5 protein-coding genes and 1 tRNA gene are annotated in these 3314 nt (G+C 64.3%); 3 read left to right on the top strand and 3 right to left on the bottom strand.

From position 1 onward, the window contains the following. The 3 genes from LQV45_RS22220 to LQV45_RS22210 form a co-directional block, all read left to right on the top strand. Positions 1-343 (top strand): fasciclin domain-containing protein (locus tag LQV45_RS22220; RefSeq protein ID WP_230008856.1); only part of this gene is annotated, 343 nt, incomplete at its 5' end. Positions 344-518: 175 nt separating this feature from the next. Beyond that, a tRNA-Lys gene (locus LQV45_RS22215) sits at positions 519-594 on the top strand. 100 nt (positions 595-694) lie between these two features. Continuing rightward, on the top strand, positions 695-886 hold the full coding sequence (locus LQV45_RS22210) for a hypothetical protein (RefSeq protein ID WP_230008855.1): 192 nt from the start codon (positions 695-697) through the stop codon (positions 884-886). A 19-nt stretch (positions 887-905) separates the two neighbouring features. On the opposite strand, the gene LQV45_RS22205 is transcribed toward LQV45_RS22210, so the two are convergent. The 3 genes from LQV45_RS22205 to LQV45_RS22195 form a co-directional block, all read right to left on the bottom strand. Beyond that, positions 906-2143 (bottom strand): IS3 family transposase gene (locus tag LQV45_RS22205; RefSeq protein ID WP_374208272.1). Its coding sequence is split into 2 segments (ribosomal slippage): positions 906-1864 and positions 1864-2143, totalling 1239 coding nucleotides; the frame shifts between segments, so codons are not numbered across the junction. A 345-nt stretch (positions 2144-2488) separates the two neighbouring features. Further along, positions 2489-2986 (bottom strand): hypothetical protein, encoded by a 498-nt coding sequence (locus LQV45_RS22200; protein ID WP_230008853.1) that lies wholly within the window; start codon positions 2984-2986, stop codon positions 2489-2491. Next, on the bottom strand, positions 2983-3314 hold a 332-nt coding region (locus LQV45_RS22195), incomplete at its 5' end, for a hypothetical protein (protein WP_230008852.1). The genes LQV45_RS22200 and LQV45_RS22195, both read right to left, overlap by 4 nt.

Below are 3314 nucleotides of genomic sequence, written 5' to 3'. Positions count from 1 at the left end.
TCTCAACCCCAACGTGGACATGGTCGACACCCTCAACGGTGGCGAGTTCACCGTCTTCGCCCCGGTCGACGACGCTTTCGCGAAGATCGACCCCGCCACGATCGAGACGCTCAAGACCGACACCGACCTGCTCACCAAGATCCTCACGTACCACGTGGTCCCCGGCCAGCTGACCCCGGACCAGATCGACGGCGCGCAGGCCACGGTCGAGGGCCAGGAAGTCACCGTCTCCGGCTCGGGCGACGCGATCAAGGTCAACGACGCCAACGTCATCTGCGGTGGAGTCCAGACCGCCAACGCCACCGTGTACCTCATCGACTCGGTGCTGATGCCCCCGATGTAAGCCTCGGAGCGTGATCATCACGCATCCGACCGATCGATGAACGATCGGATCTGACGGCGAGCGCCGGACCCCAGGCGAGGGGGTCCGGCGCTCGCTCTTTTGGTGCACCCACCTTCATCCCGCTCCCCCGCGGCTGCACGACCCGTCCCGCGCGGGCCGGTAGGCTGGATGCCACGGGCCTCTAGCTCAGTCGGTAGAGCATCGGACTTTTAATCCGCGGGTCGTGGGTTCGAGCCCCACGGGGCCCACCACGTTGCGCTTACTCGAAATATCGTCCAAAGCGATGTTTAGGATTTCGCGTGATTCATCCGACATTGACGCACCCTCGCCTCTAGCGAGGGTGCTTTGCTGTTGGAACGCGACATCCGCGGCCAAGAGCGCATCGAACGGCGCGTTCAGTTCTGCCCCCGTCACCTCATCAACTTCGACATAGATGCGTCGGAACAGAGCCTGGTTCATGAGTCGACGAATCTCGTCGGTGGCGTTCGCGTAGACCTCGCCTGGTCGCTCCAGGAAGGACACGGCGGCGTCGATGTAGTCTGAATCGGCCTGACTTTGGTTCCTATCGGGAGCCTTGTCCGGCAGGTGCCGGTTGGGCTGATTCCAGGTCAGCGTAGTACGCGTCCTCGACCTCGATCGGGGTGCGCATGTCGAGCTCGCCGTGGAGCCGCTGGTTGTTCCACCACCACACCCACTCGAGGGTCGCGAGCTCGACCTGCTCGACGGTCCGCCACGGTCCGCGCTGACGGATCAGCTCCGTCTTGTAGAGGTTGTTCACCGCCTCCGCCATCGCGTTATCAAACGAGTCGCCGACGGTTCCGGTTGAGGGGACGGCGCCGAGTTCGACGATCCGGTCGGTGTAGACCATCGCGGTGTAGTTCGACCCGTGATCCGCATGATGGACCAGCCCGTCCAGGCGCCCGCCGACGTTCCACGCGGCCATGTCCAGCGCCTGCATCGGGAGGATTTCCGACCGCAGCGTCGACGCAACATTCCAGCCGACGATGCGTCTCGAGTAGACATCGGTGACGAACGCGACGTAAGCGAAGCCGGACCACGTTGCGACATAGGTCACGTCGCAGACCCAGAGCCGCGGCGGCGCAGGCGCAGTGAAGCGTCTGTTCACGAGATCGCTCGGCAGAACCGCGGTCTTGTTGGGGCGGGTGGTGAACACTCGCTTGGACTTGCGGACGCCTCGGACGCCCGCGAGCCGCATCAGCCGTTCCGTCTGGTCGCGACCGATCTCCCACCCTTGCCGGCGCATGAGGGCATGCATCTTCCGGCGCCCGTAGACGCCGTAGTTCTCCGCATGCAACCGCGCGACCTCCGGTGCCAGCAGCTCATCTTTCAGCTGCCGGGCCGATGGCGCTCGACCGAGGGCGGCGCGGTAGCCGCGGGAGGTGAGGAACCCCTGGACCGCGGGTCTAAGGACCCGGCAGATGAGCTCGACCCCGAAACGATCCCGGTACTCGGTGATGAACCGGATCATCTCAGTCAGGGGCGGTCGAGCTCCTTCGCGAAAAACACGCTCGCAGCCTTGAGAATCTCATTCGCCTTGCGCAGCTCGGCGTTCTCCTTCTGCAGCCGCTTGATCTCCGCGGCCGCATCGGTCGTGACACCAGGCGTAGCGCCCGCGTCGACCTCCGCCTGGCGTTGCCACAACCGCAACGTCTCCGGACTCATCCCCAACAGCCCCGCCACATGCCGCGCGGCACTCATCAACGTCGGGTGCGACGGCCGCGTCTCCGCGAGCATCCGCAACGCCCGCTCATGCATCTCCGGCGAATACTCCCTGTTCATCGTCTTCCATCCTTGCTCGAAGAACGGAACGAAAGTCAGGCCGATTCACGAATCGTGGGTATCACGATCCTCACCCTCCGCACTGATTCTCATCCATCAACCGCACGAGGCGACTTTCGATGCGTTCTGAGCGGGACGGGAAGCGGGTCGAGACACCCCAGGACCTGTCTGCCTCTCGGGCGGATTTCTGCCCCGGTGCCGAAAACGGCATCACGAACCGTCTTCGGATCACCGGTGATCCGTGCGGCGACCTCTGCCAACGTCAACCGTCGCTTGTGGAGATCGCTCGCTCCACGCGGCGCGACCACATGCCCCGGCACAGGTTCACGACGAGGCGCGGACGGGTCAACCCTCGGACCTGGTCGGCGGCGGCGAACCAGCAACGATCTGCGATTGCGCGTCGGCTGTCGAAACCTTGCCTTGCCGCCACCGTACGAGGAGGTGGGCCGCGTGCTCATAGTCGATAGCCGCGCGACTCGCCGTCCTGTCATTTTTCCGAGTAACGAGCTCGTACACCGCGAGGAGTGGCCCCTCGTCGTCACCCGCAGCCATTCGCGCCGCGAGTGTCGCGGAGAGCAGTTGCTGACGCGAGAGGTGAGGTGGCGGCGCGGGGACAGCGGGATTCCCGAGCTGGATAGCGAACATGAACGCTTCGCCCGTACCGCCCACTTCTCCGAGCAGACGGACCACATCGGCCACCGCCACGTCGAGTCGTGCCCTGTCGCCGTCCTTTGCCTGACGGCGTCGTAGGTCAAGAGAGAACAGCCACGCGGCAAACGCACCAACGACGGCACCAGCCAGGGCACCCCACACCGTCGCCCAGAACGTATCCCAGAACATCACGGCGCAGGCACCTGGAGAACGCGCCGCAATTCTGAGCCACCAGGCTCTAGCCGATACGACACCACCACGTTGGCTGGACCCGAGAGCGTAAATCGCGACACCAGCACGAACTCCTTGGCTTCGCCCGCCCCAAGTGAGGTCGGGTCTTGAGCAATCTCTTGAAGCCGATGCTTGTCGAGATCGGTCAGGCCCTCGATTCCAACTAGATAGGCAATATCCGGACCCTCATTCACGAGGAGCCAGGTCTCGCCTGCCTTCTGCCGGATAGTGAAGTCCGCACGTCCAGCATCGTGTTCCGCGAGGACGCTCTGAGGCCGGTTCGGGTCAT

This window comes from Microbacterium sp. Bi128, assembly GCF_918698205.1.
This window is presented reverse-complemented; position numbering and strand designations above follow the sequence as displayed.